This window comes from Enterococcus sp. M190262, from assembly GCF_005843965.1.
Classification (GTDB): domain Bacteria; phylum Bacillota; class Bacilli; order Lactobacillales; family Enterococcaceae; genus Enterococcus_D; species Enterococcus_D gallinarum.
The window spans coordinates 2,982,654-2,997,485 of sequence record NZ_CP040461.1; the positions used below are offsets into that span (position 1 = coordinate 2,982,654).

16 protein-coding genes are annotated in these 14,832 nt (G+C 41.4%); 2 read left to right on the forward strand and 14 right to left on the reverse strand.

Annotation, left to right across the window (positions count from 1 at the left end; all coding sequences use genetic code 11):
- The first annotated feature begins 13 nt into the window (after window positions 1-13).
- Window positions 14-820: an AraC family transcriptional regulator gene (locus tag FE005_RS14095; RefSeq protein WP_138372039.1), complete on the forward strand. Its 807-nt coding sequence runs from the start codon at window positions 14-16 to the stop codon at window positions 818-820.
- Here FE005_RS14095 and recO read toward each other — a convergent pair.
- The 9 genes from recO to FE005_RS14145 form a co-directional block, all read right to left on the reverse strand.
- A complete protein-coding gene (gene recO, locus FE005_RS14100; protein WP_138372040.1) occupies window positions 811-1,587 on the reverse strand; it encodes a DNA repair protein RecO in 777 nt (258 codons plus the stop codon). The genes FE005_RS14095 and recO overlap by 10 nt on opposite strands.
- A gap of 115 nt (window positions 1,588-1,702) precedes the next feature.
- A complete protein-coding gene (gene era / locus FE005_RS14105; RefSeq protein ID WP_060813415.1) occupies window positions 1,703-2,602 on the reverse strand; it encodes a GTPase Era in 900 nt (299 codons plus the stop codon).
- A gap of 27 nt (window positions 2,603-2,629) precedes the next feature.
- A complete protein-coding gene (locus FE005_RS14110) occupies window positions 2,630-3,019 on the reverse strand; it encodes a diacylglycerol kinase family protein (RefSeq protein ID WP_029486721.1) in 390 nt (129 codons plus the stop codon).
- Entirely contained in the window at window positions 3,003-3,479 is a 477-nt protein-coding gene (gene ybeY, locus FE005_RS14115) for an rRNA maturation RNase YbeY (protein ID WP_060813417.1), read from the reverse strand. The genes FE005_RS14110 and ybeY overlap by 17 nt, the downstream gene beginning before the upstream one ends.
- Window positions 3,479-5,680 (reverse strand): HD family phosphohydrolase, encoded by a 2,202-nt coding sequence (locus tag FE005_RS14120; RefSeq protein ID WP_003126300.1) that lies wholly within the window; start codon window positions 5,678-5,680, stop codon window positions 3,479-3,481. The genes ybeY and FE005_RS14120 overlap by 1 nt, the downstream gene beginning before the upstream one ends.
- Before the next feature lie 21 nt (window positions 5,681-5,701).
- Entirely contained in the window at window positions 5,702-6,676 is a 975-nt protein-coding gene (locus FE005_RS14125; RefSeq protein WP_003126299.1) for a PhoH family protein, read from the reverse strand.
- A gap of 211 nt (window positions 6,677-6,887) precedes the next feature.
- The gene (locus tag FE005_RS14130; RefSeq protein WP_003126298.1) at window positions 6,888-7,337 is read right to left on the reverse strand and encodes a GatB/YqeY domain-containing protein; all 450 of its coding nucleotides are present in this window, start codon (window positions 7,335-7,337) and stop codon (window positions 6,888-6,890) included.
- A 33-nt stretch (window positions 7,338-7,370) separates the two neighbouring features.
- Window positions 7,371-7,547 carry a 30S ribosomal protein S21 gene (rpsU, locus tag FE005_RS14135; protein WP_002356740.1) on the reverse strand — a complete coding sequence of 59 codons (177 nt, stop codon included), beginning with the start codon at window positions 7,545-7,547 and terminating at the stop codon, window positions 7,371-7,373.
- A 168-nt stretch (window positions 7,548-7,715) separates the two neighbouring features.
- Window positions 7,716-8,147, reverse strand: a complete 432-nt coding sequence (locus FE005_RS14145; protein WP_003126280.1) for a Fur family transcriptional regulator — start codon at window positions 8,145-8,147, stop codon at window positions 7,716-7,718.
- A gap of 93 nt (window positions 8,148-8,240) precedes the next feature.
- Between FE005_RS14145 and FE005_RS14150 the strand changes: the two genes are divergently transcribed.
- Entirely contained in the window at window positions 8,241-9,089 is an 849-nt protein-coding gene (locus tag FE005_RS14150) for a pyruvate, water dikinase regulatory protein (RefSeq protein ID WP_003126279.1), read from the forward strand.
- Window positions 9,090-9,188: 99 nt separating this feature from the next.
- Here the strand turns inward: FE005_RS14150 and thrB are convergent, their stop codons facing one another.
- From thrB to FE005_RS14175, 5 genes are all read right to left on the reverse strand, one after another.
- Window positions 9,189-10,058: a homoserine kinase gene (thrB, locus tag FE005_RS14155; protein WP_138372041.1), complete on the reverse strand. Its 870-nt coding sequence runs from the start codon at window positions 10,056-10,058 to the stop codon at window positions 9,189-9,191.
- Window positions 10,055-11,113: a threonine synthase gene (thrC, locus tag FE005_RS14160; protein WP_005471205.1), complete on the reverse strand. Its 1,059-nt coding sequence runs from the start codon at window positions 11,111-11,113 to the stop codon at window positions 10,055-10,057. Before thrC ends, thrB begins: the two co-directional genes overlap by 4 nt.
- 3 nt (window positions 11,114-11,116) lie before the next feature.
- Window positions 11,117-12,352, reverse strand: coding sequence for a homoserine dehydrogenase (locus FE005_RS14165; protein WP_005471203.1), 1,236 nt, complete (start codon window positions 12,350-12,352; stop codon window positions 11,117-11,119).
- A gap of 116 nt (window positions 12,353-12,468) precedes the next feature.
- Complete coding sequence (locus tag FE005_RS14170) at window positions 12,469-12,762, reverse strand: metalloregulator ArsR/SmtB family transcription factor (protein ID WP_003126275.1); 294 nt, start codon at window positions 12,760-12,762, stop codon at window positions 12,469-12,471.
- Between the two features lie 230 nt (window positions 12,763-12,992).
- The gene (locus FE005_RS14175; RefSeq protein ID WP_081131602.1) at window positions 12,993-14,720 is read right to left on the reverse strand and encodes a phospho-sugar mutase; all 1,728 of its coding nucleotides are present in this window, start codon (window positions 14,718-14,720) and stop codon (window positions 12,993-12,995) included.
- Window positions 14,721-14,832: the final 112 nt, after the last annotated feature.

Here is a 14,832-nt window from a genome sequence, read left to right on the forward strand (position 1 = left end):
CAAGGAGAATTCAATGTCTATCTATTTCTATCAGAACAACCCTCGGCTCCCTGTCAGTATCGAGAGCATTGGGAATCATTGGGCACAAGATGAAGTGGTTCGCCCCACTGGTTATCCATATTATCACTGGTTGCAAACTACCGCTGGCCAAGGGACCGTCCTTTTTAACGATCAATCCTTTGTGTTAACTCCTGGGGCTGGCATTTTGATTTTGCCATTCATCCCTCATCGTTACCATCCTCATAGAGACTGGCAGACAAACTTTGTTACGCTGCAAGGAGATTTAGTACAGGAATTGTTGAAACCTTTTAGCGGAAAGCGCTACTTGATGGGGCAAGATAGCCCTTTATTTTCTTACAGTGAGTGGATCAATCAACGAATCCGCGACGATCAAGAAAAAATATTAGACCCATTGCGCTCTTCCAGCAGTTGCTATCACTTTCTTTTGGCATTGATCCAACAACAAAATGCTGACGCAAATGAAAAGCATCATTTGTACCAACGCTACATTGCGCCTGTACTACAAGAAATCGAAACCAATTATGCTCATCCATTGACCGTCGCTGAACTTGCGGAAAAAATTTTTGTAACTCCGCAGTATTTGTCGCGGCTCTTTCAGCGCTTTTTGGGACAGTCAACCTCCCAATTTTTGCTGAATTATCGCCTGAATCGTGCCAAAGAATTATTGGTAGGCGAGCCTCATCTGGACATCCAAGATGTCGCTTTCTTGGTAGGAATCCCAGATGCAAGTCATTTCACTGCTCTTTTCAAAAAAAAAGTTGGCGCTACTCCAAAGAAGTTTCGCCAACTTTATCGTTGATCTTTGGGTTTCAGGATATCTTGCCACTGTCCCATTTGATCAATAAATTTTTTGCTTTTCAAATGTAAGCCAACATATTCATCATACAATAAATCAATTACCTGACGAATGGCTTGCTTCGTTTCTGGTTTTAACTTGATCGATGCGATTTGTTCATAAGAGATTTGTGCAAACAAACGAATAAAATGGATTGCCCTTGGATCACCGTGATAACGATGGTCATCTAAGGCCCAATGCTTTTCGCATATGACGCCATTGTATTTCGAGGAATAATCAAAGCGGCCTTCTGTTTGTCCGCAGACCGCACAGTGGGTCCATATCGGTGAGACGCCAAAACGCTGCAGCAACTGAATCTCAAAAATATTAGTGATGATCTCTGCATCATTATCAGTATCCATCAACTGCAAAGCTTCATGTAAGAAATGATAGAGATTTGGATCGTACACGCGGTCATCGATCGCAGAGTCAGCCAGATTCAATAGATACGTAGCATAGCCTGCAAGAAAAATATCAGCTTGGATTTTGCGAAAAGAATGGATATCTTTGGCATTATTCAAGAATGACAAGCCCTCAGAACGAATATTTCCAATATAGGTCGCTTCAGTGTACGAAAGCAAAGCTGGCGTTAAAGGATTATTCTTGCGGTGGGCACCTTTTACATAGAACATTTGCTTTCCAGCCGATTCAGTGAATATTTTGACCAGTTTATCTTTTTCTTTATGGTCCCTAGTAAATAACAAGATCCCTTTTGTTTCAACTAAATTCATGAAAAACGCTCCTTTCTAAACCAGAAAGCTGAAGCAGCTCAATCCCCTTCGCTTGCTCCAGCTTTCTTTGTCTTTTCTCTCATCAAACTTCTTAGCTGATCTTGTTTAGAGAAGATCAGTAATCATCGTTCCGATAACCGTAGTCTGTCAGGAAGGTTTGTTTGTCTCGCCAGTCTTTTTGAACTTTGACCCATAATTCCAAGTAAACTTTATCGTCTAACAAATGCTCGATATCTAATCGTGCTTTTGTTCCGATTTGTTTCAGCATTTTGCCGCCTTTCCCAATAATGATTCCTTTTTGGCTATCCCGTTCAACGACGATCGTTGCTTGAATATGAACTTTATCATTTTCATCCCGTTTCATCGAGTCAACCACCACAGCGACTGAGTGAGGCACTTCGTCTCTAGTCAGTAACAGCACTTTTTCCCGCACTAATTCCGAAACGATGAAATATTCTGGATGGTCTGTGATTTGATCCTCAGGAAAATATTGGGGACCTTCCGGCATTTGATCAATGACTAATCTCATCAATGTCTCAAAATTATTTCCTTCCGTTGCCGAAATCGGCACGATCTCCGCAAACGTCATTTGAGCCGCATAATCTTCGATAATAGCTAAAAGTTCGTCTGGATGTACTTTATCGATTTTATTGATGACTAGAAAGACCGGCGTCTCGTTTTTCCGCAGCCGCTCGATAATGAAGTCATCGCCCTTCCCCCGTTTTTGATCGGCACTGATCATAAATAAGGTCACATCGACTTCACGAAGTGCACTATAAGCAGTTTCCACCATGAAATCTCCTAAGCGATGTTTTGGCTTATGGATTCCAGGTGTATCGATAAAAACGATTTGTGCATCTGGTGTTGTGTAAACCCCTTGGATTTTATTTCGGGTCGTTTGTGCTTTGTCGCTCATGATAGCGATTTTTTGACCTACTACGCGATTAAGTAATGTGGATTTACCAACGTTGGGCCGGCCAACAATGGCAGCAAAGCCTGATTTATGTGTTGTCATAGGTGATCTCCTCTGTGTGTTATCTTTCTAAAAGAACGCTAAAATTTTTGGTATAAAAATGATTGCCGCAACGATCAATGCAAAGAATGCTGTCATCAGGACTGCTCCTGCCGCCATGTCTTTGATTTTTTTGCCAATGGGATGGAAGTGAAAATCGGTAAACATATCAACGACATTTTCAAAGACTGTGTTGACGATTTCCACGATCCAAACCAAAAATACCGACAATAACAACCAGAGCCATTCCATTTGATTTAATCTAAAGACAAATCCCGCAATGATTGCAACGATGCCTAACAAGACATGTTTGCGCATATTGCGCTCTTCGTCAAAGACGGTCTTGATTCCTGTAAAGGCAAATTCAATGGATGTGATAAATTGTTTGTTTTTTTCTGTATTCTTATCTTTTGAGTCCATAGGCATCCAATATTTCCTTTTGCAGACCGAACATTTCTTTCTCATCTTCTGGTGTCATATGATCATAACCATTGATATGCAAAAATCCATGCAGCGCTAAAAAGCCCAATTCCCGATCATAGCTGTGTCCATACTCACTAGCTTGCTCTTTTGCCCGCTCGACTGAAATCATGATATCCCCGAGATTTCTCGGCATAGCTGGCATTTCATCATCAAAGATGATCGGCAACTCTTCTTCCGTTTCTTCTTCTAAAGCAAAACTGATGACATCCGTCGGTTGATCTTTATCACGATAGTCCCGATTGATGATTTGGATAGCGGCATTGTCCATGAAGGTGACAGACATTTCCGTATCCTCAGGCAGCTTCAAATAGTCTGCCGCATACTGCAGCAGTTCATCAATTTCATTGATTTTCTCTTGACTCACTGTATTTGTTTCATCTAAAAAAGCAATCTCCATTACCGATCTCTTCTTTCTTGTTCTTCTTTCATTTTTTCCGCTTCGGACTTCATTTTCGGATATTTGATCCGTGAATGGAATGTACTACACAATCCATTGACTAAGGACTTTTCAATGATACGAATTTCATGCAATGTCAGTCCGGACTCATCTAATTGTCCATCAAGAATCCGATCATTGATCAAATTCGAAACAAATTCCTTGATTTTCTGATCTGTGGGATTATCCATTGCCCGCACAGCAGCTTCACAACTATCCGCGATACTAACGACCCCTGCTTCTCTTGTTTGTGGTTTTGGTCCAGGATAGCGAAAATCGGCTTCTGTCACTTCTGGATTACGTTCTTTCGCTTTGACATAGAAATAACGCATCAAGGTTGTTCCATGGTGCTGGCGACAAATATCCACCACCATCTGAGGCATTTTCTCATTTTCTAAAAGAACCGCTCCATCGATCACATGTCCGAAAATGATTTGCTTGCTGTCTTCCGGAAGCAAAAAGTTATGGGGATTTTCAGCCCCTGCGGGTAAATTCTCAACAAAGAAATTCGCATGCTTTAATTTACCGATATCATGATAGTAACAAGCGACCCGTGTCAGTAAACTTTGTCCGCCGATCTCTGCTACAGCATTAGCACTCAAATTGGCGACCATCATACTATGATGATAGGTTCCTGGTGCTTCTTCCAGTAATTGTTTAAGTAACGGGTGATTTGGATTACTTAGTTCGTTCAGAACGATCATGCTATTGTCTGAGACCAATAACTCAATGTATTGATGCAAACCAATCGTTAGTAGATAGCTAAGTAATGAACCCGCTAAGGCACAAATGATCGTCGTCCAGGTATTGCCTCTCGCGAAATCCATCCCTTGGAAAATCACTAACATGACACTTAATAAGAACGGAAAGACGATGACCCACATAATGGCTGTTCGTCCTTGACTGGCGATTCGTTCCCTTCTGATCATCGTTCCCATCAATCCAGAGAACAAATAGGTTACCAAGACAGTAGTCAGCATATTCGTACCGCTGGAATCAAAATAAATGAAAATCGCATTGATTACTTGAAACATCGCAGCTAAAATTCCCAAACGCCGACTTGAGAATATATTCAAGATCAGCGGGGTAAAGGCAGCTGGAAAGAATAACGGAATGAACGCGATGAGTTCAGACTGAAATAGTTGGAAAAACTTCATCAACAAAATACTAAAAATCATCGCAATGACATAAAAGGTCACAGCATTCATCCGTTTGTCTTCGTTTTTTGTCTGCCGTGTGTAATAAAAGAGCATGAGCATCTGTAAAGCAGCAGTAAAAACTAAAGCAATCAACGGAAATACAGAGAAGGTTTGACTCGTCAGACCGAGAAGCTGCAATTTTTCTAATGCATTTGAATCAATCTGCGAGCCTTCCCGGACAATGATCTCACCTTGATAGATCATAACCGGCTGAACAGCGTCTTTGGCAGCCTGCCGAGCTTCTTCCGTTCGTTTCTCATTAGGAAAATCGTTGACAACGATCCCTTGATTGACTAAAAAGCGTAATGCTGTTGCCATTTCAGAAGTTACATCCAAAAACTGGATCTTTTCTTCGGCTTCTGATCGGAAAGTACTCAATTCAGATTGGCGGATCTGTTTAGCCATTTGTTCATCAACAAGCTGCAGCGCATAATCTCTTACCGTGTTCAGCTGATCACTATTCAATGAAAACAATGTCGACAAAAAATTATTGGTCAGCGCTTGATAAAAATCAAGTTCATCATCACTCATTTTTTCAAATTCTTTTTTTAAAGTGGCGATATACTCTTCTGTATCCGGTTTAGGAACATTTTCATTTTCACCAGCAGCTTTGACCGCAGCTTCATATTTCGTATTGACAGTCTTGTTGACTGTATCAATCAATTCAAACAAATGATTGATCCGTTCATGTTGAACTTGTGCCAAATCGTCTTGATACGTGTATTCAGGCGAGACGGCTTCAGCGGCTAGCGTACGTTTTTGTTCAGTAGCAGTTGTGTTTTCAATCGTTTTGTTGGCTCGGATATTCTCTTCCGCAACCTGCCCCTCGCTATAGTCGACATTGTTTTGTTTTACACTGGAAAACATGATCCCAATAGATAAAACAAAAAAGAGCACCATAAGCAGCGGCAGGTAAAAGCGGCCTAATTTTTCTCGAAAATTCCGTAACGGTTGTATGATCATTTTACCCCTCCTGTCCGACAATCAACGTTGTTCTTTACTATCGGATTCCTCATAGGCACGTATAATGTCTGCAACGACTGGATGACGAACGACATCTCCTGCTTCAAAGTGCGCGAACGCAATTTTAGGAATTGCTTCTAACGCTCGTTGCGCATGAATCAGTCCGCTCGTTGTTCCTTTTGGTAAATCAATTTGACTTGTATCGCCATTAACGATCATTTTTGAATTAAATCCTAGGCGGGTCAAAAACATTTTCATTTGGGCAATAGTGGTATTCTGTGCCTCATCAAGAATCACAAAAGCATCTTCCAAAGTCCGCCCCCTCATATAGGCTAGCGGAGCAATCTCGATCACGCCGCGTTCCATCAAACGATTGGTATGATCCATACCAAAGATTTGATAAAGGGCATCATAAACGGGACGCAAATAGGGATCGACTTTTTCTTTCAGATCACCTGGTAAAAAGCCAAGATTTTCACCTGCTTCAACAGCGGGTCGCGTCAAGATGATTTTTTGAACTTGTCCTTTCTTCAATGCCGCAATGGCCATGACAACGGCAAGAAACGTCTTTCCGGTTCCTGCTGGTCCAACGCCAAAAACGACATCATGGGTTCTGATGGCTTCAATATATTTCTTTTGTCCGGCATTTTTTGCGCGGATCGGCTTACCGTTACGATCTTTGATGATTTCTTCTTCATACATATCTGTGAAATAATCTAAGTTTCCTTTATTTGCCATGTTCAATGCCGTAATAACATCTGGCGTACTGATATTGATCCCTCGTTTGATCAACTCTTGCAACGCATGGATCACGGATTGGGCTTTTTCAGCGGCTGTCTTTTCACCAATGATTTGGATCATTTCTCCGCGGGTATGAATCGTTGTTTGTGTAGCATCTTCGATGACTTTGATATGTTTGTCATGGGAACCCAACAACAAACTAATATCATCATTTTGAGTCAGTTGGATTTCCAAAGAAATACGCTCTTCTGTCAAATAAGTTACAGCTCCTTTTTTAGGCATTCTAGTTTATAATACCACACAATCGCTAAAAGCAAAATTACTTGTAAGCTTCAAGAAGCGTTTTGGCAGCGTTCTTTGCAATTTATTAATAGTTTGTTTTTCGATCATTGATTCTACTTAAAAATACTCACTAAGAAAGAACAAAAAAGCCGTAAGCATCCAATAAGATGCTTACGGCGTGTCCTTACATTTGCCCTAATAATTCTTTGACGATCGCATTGACTTGGTTGCCGTCTGCTTTGCCTTTTACCTGAGGCATCACAGCGCCCATCACTTTTCCGAATTCCTTCGGAGAAGAAGCCCCTGTTTTTTCGATCGCACCAGCAACGATTTGGCGAATTTCCGCTTCATCAAGTTGTGCCGGCAAGTATTTTTCAACAATTGCAATTTCACCTTTGACTTTTTCAGCCAGATCGGTACGGTCGGCTTTCTCAAATTCAGTCAGAGAATCACGACGTTGTTTCATTTCACGAGACAACACAGTCAATTCTTCCTCTTCGTTCAAGTCGGCACCTTTTTTGATCTGTTCGTTTTGAATCGATGCTTTCAACATGCGAATCACCTGCAACGTTTCCTTGTCTTTGGCTTTCATCGCTGTTTTCATGTCATCATTCAGTGTACTTAGTAGCGTCACACTACCAGCTCCAATTCTCAAAACAGTAGAAAATTAGAATTTTTTACGTTTTCTAGCTGCTTCAGATTTTTTCTTACGCTTTACACTTGGTTTTTCGTAAAATTCACGTTTACGAGATTCCTGTAAAGTACCCGCTTTTGACACGGAACGTTTGAAGCGACGAAGAGCATCGTCAAGTGATTCGTTTTTGCGAACGACTGTTTTTGACATGTAAATTCCCTCCCTCCGAGCTTAAAAAGTAACCGTATTTGTCATTGAAATAAAATCTCAAAAAACAAGACTGTCCTTTGAAAATTATAGCTAACCCCTGAAAAAGTGTCAAGGTATTCTAGTAAAAAAGTCGATGAACTTCCTGATTCAATCTTAGAATCCGAACAATCAGCGACAATCTTCACATCTGCCTAGAATTTCAAAACGATGGCCTTCGATACTGCACCCGGGCAATTGTTCTTGAAAGAAATCCATTGGACAAATATGCAGCTCTTTTGTTTTGCCACAAACCGTGCAAATAAAATGATGATGGTGATGATCTTCCAATTCCACGCAGCAATTATAACGAAATTTCATTTCTCCATTCAATTCAGTCTCTTCCAAGATGCCAATCTCAGAAAAATCATGAAGGTTCCGATAGATCGTGTCATAACTTAGACCCGGGTATTCTTCAGACATGAAATCATGGATTTCTTTTGCCGGCAAATAACGGTTGCGTTTCACTAAATAAGTAATGATAGCTTCTCTTTTTTTGGTATATTTATAGCCATGTTCTTTTAATATCGACATAGCTTGCTCAATCAATGGTTGATTTTTCATCGAATCCCTCCAGTAAATCAAAATCATTCCGATTTTTAGCGATCGTAAGTATGGTATAATGAAATTATCAAAAATGCAAGAGAGGATTTTACTATGAACCCACAAGAAACGATTGTCACGATTTTTGTCTTGTCCGATTCAGCAGGAGAAACGGCCTCCAAATTAGCTCAAGCAACGATGGCACAGTACCCAAGTGTTGAATTCAACTTATTTCGGCGTACCTTTATTCACACCAAAGAACACTTGATCCAGGCGTTGACTGATGCCAAAAAACACGATGCCATTATTTTGCACACACTGATTAACGATGAGCTAGTCTCGCTAACCAATCACTTTTGTGAAGAAGCCGACCTATATCATTTTGATGTATTGACTCCTCCTGTCACCGAGGTAGAAAAACGCACAGGTGTCGCTCCATCGCGAGAACCCGGCGCATTGCATCATTTAAACAAAAATTATTTCAAACGTATCAAAGCAATGGAATTCGCTGTTAAATACGATGATGGAAAAGACCCACGAGGTTTTCTCGAAGCCGATGTCGTTTTGTTAGGTGTTTCCCGAACATCAAAAACACCGCTAAGTCTTTTCTTAGCCAACAAAAACTTAAAGGTGGCGAATTTGCCTCTTGTGCCCCAAGCACATATTCCTAAGCAGTTGTGGGAAATCGAACCGAGCAAAATCGTTGGGTTAACGAATGATCCCGACGTTTTAAACAGCATACGCAAAGAACGGATGCGTTCTTACGGATTGAATCCAGACACGGCGTATTCAGATATTGAAAAAATCCGGGCTGAATTAGAGTTTGCCAATGATCTTTATCAAAAATTAGGCTGCATCGTCATTAATGTTGCCTCTCTTTCAATTGAAGAGACAGCTTCCATGATTTTGAATGCATTGAATTTGGAAGACCATAGTTACTACACGTCAGAAACAGAAGAATAACCAGCCACATACATTTTAGACAAAAAGATCCCCAGAGTAATGGTCAGCTAGACTGTACCATTACTCTGGGGATCTTTGCTTGTGTCAAATCAGAAAAGTCTAAAAGACTTGGACGCCTTCGCGATCGATCTGCAGCTGTTCGATTGCTGCATTGGTTTCAAGCGCATGGAGAAGGCGGCAGATCTTATCTGCCTTTTCGGGTGGGACAATCGCTAAGACAGTTGGTCCAGCCCCACTCAGGAAGCAGCCATAGCCGCCTTCTTCTTCACAAATTTGGCGGATCGTGGATAAATGCGGAATTAATTTTTCACGATAGTTCTCATGAAAACGATCCGCCTGCATCATTTTACCTGCTAAAGGTAGATTCCCTTTGATCACTGCTGCGATCATCACATTGGCGATTGCACTGGCTTCAACAGCAGTTGAAAAGTTCAGTGTTTTAGGGAGGACATTCCGACTAGCTTCTGTCAACAATTGTTCTTGCGGAATATAAGCAACAATATCGCATTCCGGAAAATGATGTTTAACAACAAAAGTTTGTTTATGTTCATGATCAAAGGCCGTAATCAGAAAATCGCCATAAATTGCCGGTGCCACATTGTCGGGGTGGCCTTCAATGGCCGTTGCAATATCAACTTTCTGTGCATCACTTAAGTTCAGGTGTCCTAAACGATTGGCTAATTCGATTCCAGCCACGATAACCGATGAACTGCTGCCTAATCCCCGTGCTAAAGGTATATCTGAGTACATGCGGATTTTACGCGGTGTAAGTGTAGGTGCAAGCTTCAGCGCGACACGTAACAGCAGATTACTTTCATCATTAGGGATTTCACTGCCTAGTTCATGTAAGATCTCCCATCGGTCACTTTCTTCCATAATTTCAATGAATAGATATTTTGAGAGAGCAATCCCGCAAGAATCAAAACCAGGTCCTAAATTTGCACTGGTTGCAGGAACGCGAATCTTCATAGTTGAGACACTCCTTTACGCAGGTGTTGCCGCATTTCTTCTAGATCACTCATCTTATGGATCGCTACTTCAGTAGCCTGAATAGCTGTATCAGGATCTTTCAAGCCGTTTCCAGTAAAGACTGCCACTACGGTTTCACCAGGACGAATTTTCCCGTTTTTCACGTGTTGAATCACGCCTGCTAGTGAAGCAGCCGATCCTGGTTCAATAAAGACACCGTCTTGTGCAGCTACCTTTCGGTAAGCATTCAAGATCTCTTCGTCGGTTACAGCATCGATAAACCCTTTTGATTCATCACGAGCGGCTTCTGCTAGCTTCCAACTTGCTGGATTGCCGATCCGAATCGCTGTTGCGATTGTTTCTGGCTCTTCGATTACCGCGCCTTTTACGATTGCTGCGGCACCTTCTGCCTCAAATCCATGCATTCTTGGTAGTGAAGTCCCTTGTTTGTCATGCCATTCTTTGAATCCTTTCCAATAAGCAGAGATGTTTCCAGCATTTCCTACTGGAATTGCTAGTACATCTGGCGCTTTCTCCAACTGCTGGCAAATTTCGAAGGCAGCGGTTTTTTGTCCTTCCAAACGGTAAGGATTGACTGAATTCACGAGGGCCACAGCTTCTGTTTTGGCAATTTCTCTAACTGCTTTTAGTGCTTCATCGAAATTCCCGGGAATAGAAATAATATCCGCGCCATAAACGATTGCCTGTGCCAACTTGCCCATTGCGATCTTACCATCTGGAATCACCACATAGGCTTTGATTCCTGCTCGTGTCGCATACGCTGCTGCTGCAGCACTGGTATTACCAGTAGAAGCACAAACGATTGCTTTTGCGCCTTCTTCCACCGCTTTGGCTACTGCCATCACCATTCCCCGATCTTTGAAAGATCCAGTAGGATTTAGTCCTTCGTATTTCCCATATAATGTGATACCCAATTCTTTTGATAAGTTATTCAATGGAATCAGCGGTGTGTTTCCTTCTGCTAATGAGATTAGCGGTGTTTTTTCTGTCACCGGTAAATACTCTTTATAGTGCTTTAATAGTCCTTCATACATCTGCTACTCCTCCATTACTTTCATGATTTGGCTAATTCGACCATCTTCAAAAATCGATAATGCTGCTGTTAATTCCGAGGGACTCAATGGCTTCGTCAAAAATGCTTTCTTTTCCAAGATAGATTCTTGGTCGATCCAGTCCAATGTCTGTTGCTGCGCTGCTAATGGTCCAGTCAACGCAATGTAATAACGTTGACGAAGCTCATCTGGTACTGCAATCTGAGTCGGCTGTTCAAAGGTTAGAAATGATTCAGTGATCCCAGCAGATTTATTTTTAGCGATCTCCGTCACATCTGCCAGCACACTCGTTGCAGTAGGACGAGCCCCCGCTCCAGGCCCGTAAAGCATGGAACGATCGATGCCCGTACTTTCGATATACACGCCATTAAACTCATATTTGATTGAGGCTAGCGGATGGGGCTTAGGGACAAGAACTGGACCAACAGAAACAGCGACATGATTTTTTGGTGTCTTTTGTGCCGTACCAATAAGTTTCACTTCATACCCTAGTTGTTGGGCATAAATGATGTCTTCAATTGCTAATCCACGAATGCCGCCGATAGAAACATCTTTCATCTCGATCGTCATACCAAATGCAAATTTTGTCAAGAGGACCATCTTATAAGCTGCATCAATACCGTCCACATCATTGGTCGGGTCCGATTCTGCAAATCCTTTTGCCTGTGCTTCAGCTAGAACTTCCTCATAACTTAAGTTATCTGTTAACATTTTTGTCAGCATATAATTCGTCGTACCATTGACGATGCCAGAAATCGAGGTAATCGTATCGGGTAAATAATGCGTGCTTAATGTTCGCAATATAGGAATCCCGCCTCCCACGCTGGCTTCATAATACAATGCAACACCGGCTTTTTTAGCAGCGGCAGTCAGTTCTGGGCCATGAGTCGCCAAGAGATCTTTATTGGCGGTTACAACATGTTTCTTGTGAGCTAACGCACCAAGAATAAAATCCTTCGCAGGATCGATCTTGCCAATCAATTCCACAATGACATCGATGGACTCATCCTGATAGATTTCCTGAATATCACTAGTCAGTTCAAACCCGTATTTTTGGGCAATTGCGCTTTTATCATCATAAGGAGAGGCCAATGCTTTCGTAATAAAAATCTCGACACCAGTTCGGGCTGCGATTGCCTCTCTTTGTTCCGCTAATAGTTGGCAGACTCCAGTGCCTACGACACCCATTCCTAGTAGTCCTATATTTAATTGCTCTTTCATATAGCCTCCTTACCGAAAACGTTATTAAAAAATCGTTCATCCATTTTTAATTTTCTACTAGCATACCAAAAAGCATAAGAAAAAACTAGGACTTTCGAGAAATTCTCGTCCTAGTTTCAGCGGTGATGGATATGAGCGAATGTTTTTTGTAAGATGTCGACTACGTGCTTGTCATCTAAACTATATAAAATTGTCTTTCCTTGTCGTTCCGATTTTACGATCCGATTATCTTTCAATAGTTTCAATTGATGAGAGACCGCAGATTGTTCCATCATCACTTGCTCTGCGATCGAAGTTACATTACGTTCTCCTTCTTCTAAAGAAAGCAATATCTTCAAACGTGTAGGATCACCAAGCATTTTAAAAATTTGAGTGACTTTTTGGATATCTTCTTGATCTGGTTGAGTCATGCTGGTCTTCCTTTCTCGATGGTGAATAAAATTCTAGCTGGTTCAAGCATTCTTTGTCAAGCCCCATTGAAAACAAGGCGTCAAAATATATGCATGATCCACCCAAATACCTGGAAAAGAAGCAGCACATTTTCCTATAATATGTTCTCCAAGAAGAACTGAATATCAGCAAAATAATCTATCTGCTTCTCATCCAAGTATTTGAAAAGGATCTAGCTCTTGTTTATCGCTTAAACTTCTGTAATTTCATTAATGGCAGCTTCAAGTTCAGCAATTTTATTTGCTGCATCTTCAGAAGAGTTTCCTTTGACTCCAATGTAAAATTTGATTTTTGGTTCAGTTCCAGAAGGACGAACCGCAATCCAGCTCTCATCTTCAAGAGTATATTTCAATACATCTGACGGTGGTGTAGTCATTTTTTGCATGTGACCATCTAAACCAACTCTTGTCAATTCTTTGAAATCTTCTGTTTGAACGACTGGTATACCCGCGAAAACTGATGGTGCTTTTTCTCGGAATGTTTTCATCAATGCAGTGATTTTGGCTGCACCTTCCATACCGCTCATCGTAACAGAAATCGTTTTTTCGGCATAATAACCATATTCCTCAAAGATATCTTGCAATCCATCATAAAGTGTTTTGTCCGATTGTTTATAAAAAGCAGCGACTTCAGCCAACAAGACAAGTGCTTGGATCGCATCTTTATCTCTCACAAAAGGTTTTACCAAGTAACCGTAACTTTCTTCAAAACCAAACATGAACGTATGGGAATGATCTGTTTCATACTGTTGGATTTTTTCGGCAATGAATTTGAAGCCAGTCAATACATTGACCATTTCAACGTTGTAAGACTGGGCAATCGCTGTTGGCAATTCACTAGAAACGATTGATTTTAGGACTGCTGCATTTTCCGGTAGTGTGCCGGCATTCTTGTGGGCTTCTAGAATGTAACGGATCATCAATGCGCCTAATTGATTTCCTGTCAATACTTGATAGTTTCCATCAGGCATCCGGACTGCAGCACCCAAGCGATCCGCATCCGGATCAGTTGCAATCAACAAGTCTGCGTCTTCTTTTTCTCCCAGAGCAATCGCATATTCAAAGGCAGAATGTTCTTCTGGATTCGGTGACTTGACTGTACTGAAGTTTGGATCCGCAACAGCTTGTGAAGGTTCAATAATAAATTGCTCAAACCCTGCTTGTTTCAAAGCTTTTTCACCAAGCATCCGACCTGTTCCGTGTAATGGTGTGTAAACTAATTTAAGATTTTTCCCTGTTGTCTCGATTAATTTTTGATCGATTGTCACTGTTTTGACTTCTTTTAGATACGCAGTATCGACCTCTTCGCCGATAATCGTGATCAATCCACTATGCTTTGCTTCTTCTTCTGATAAAACTGGAATTTCTAATGGATTTTCAATTTCTCGAACAAAAGCTGTCAAGGCGTCCGCATCTGCTGGAGGCATTTGTCCACCATCTTCGCCGTATACTTTGTATCCATTATAAGCTGCCGGATTGTGAGATGCTGTAATCATGATTCCAGTGAACGTATGCAAATAACGTACCGCAAAAGATAATTCAGGGGTTGGACGTAAGCTTTCAAACACAAAGGCAGGAATATCGTGTTTTGCTAATGTCTTGGCTGCTTCCATCGCAAATTCTGGTGAAAAATGACGAGAATCATATGCGATTGCGACACCGCGGCGACGGGTTTCTGGATCTTGTGTATCCATGAAGCGCGCCAATCCCTCTGTTGCTTGACGGACCGTATAGATATTCATGCGGTTGATCCCAGGTCCTAAGATCCCTCGCATCCCAGCAGTACCAAATTCAAGCGGCATATAAAAAGCATCTTGCAACATTTCTGGATCTTTCTCCAGTTCTGTTAACTGATCCTTCAACCCTGCTTCTAATTGTTGATGATTTTTCCATTGCTCATAAATTTGTTCCCATCCCATACAAAAACCACTCCTTCTAACTTTAAAATGACTATAATTTTAGTATAACACTACTTCTGTTTTTCTCAAAGAATAACCAAACGAAAATGCAAACGCACTGCTATCAAAAACG